This window comes from Herbiconiux daphne, assembly GCF_024979295.1.
Taxonomy (GTDB): Bacteria; Actinomycetota; Actinomycetes; order Actinomycetales; family Microbacteriaceae; genus Herbiconiux; species Herbiconiux daphnes.
This window is the reverse complement of sequence record NZ_JANLCJ010000518.1, coordinates 1-622: the sequence shown is the minus strand read 5'-3', so window position 1 is coordinate 622 and position 622 is coordinate 1. Positions and strand designations below refer to the sequence as shown.

Sequence of the window (622 nt, the reverse complement as noted above, 5' to 3'; positions counted from 1 at the left end):
TGTTGTAATCTCCCAAGAGATGCACCACAAGCGTAAAGAAATTTTCGGTACTTTCATCGCTGTCATTGGTCAGGATGGCAAGGAAGTGTGGTCTGATGATTTCTGTCGTGAGTTAAAGTAATAAATGGTAATGCAACTTTTTACTGTCAACGATATCGAACCTAATCTTGAAGAACGATACAAAGCTGCAACAGAAGCAGCGGCAAGCACTGGTGGTGTTGTACTTATCTATAAAGCTGACTCACCTAATGCGGCTGCTAATACGCTCCACAAGGCTCACTGTGGCTTTGTTGTCCATAAGAGTAAGTTAGATGGGGTGACTAATAAAATCGTCGCCTCAAGCCTTCTGGAAGGTACAGTAGCAGCTTCACGGTTTGGTGTTAGGTACAAATTGTGTGGTATCTGCTTCAAGAAAGAATTGAAGGGGAATCAAGATGAACGAATGTAGTTGGTTGGAACTTCCTGAGTTTTTATACTTCGGACAAACTCCAGTAAGTAACGGTAATGATTGAGCACTGGAAGATAATGTTCTTATACCCCGCCTTAACTTTGGCGGTGTATTTAGTGCTGGCCTACGGTGCTTATCTAACGTTCGGTTAGTAACTCAAGCTCACCTATATGG

At 42.6% G+C, this 622-nt stretch carries 1 protein-coding gene; it reads left to right on the top strand.

The genetic code is table 11. The annotated features are described in order from the left end of the window. The first annotated feature begins 124 nt into the window (after positions 1–124). Complete coding sequence (locus tag N1032_RS26200) at positions 125–448, top strand: hypothetical protein (RefSeq protein WP_259543568.1); 324 nt, start codon at positions 125–127, stop codon at positions 446–448. Positions 449–622 lie beyond the last annotated feature (174 nt).

What these genes read in the sequence shown, in the direction of transcription:
- N1032_RS26200 (WP_259543568.1), top strand. Translation starts at nt 125, where the DNA reads ATGGTAATGCAACTTTTTACTGTCAACGATATCGAACCTAATCTTGAA.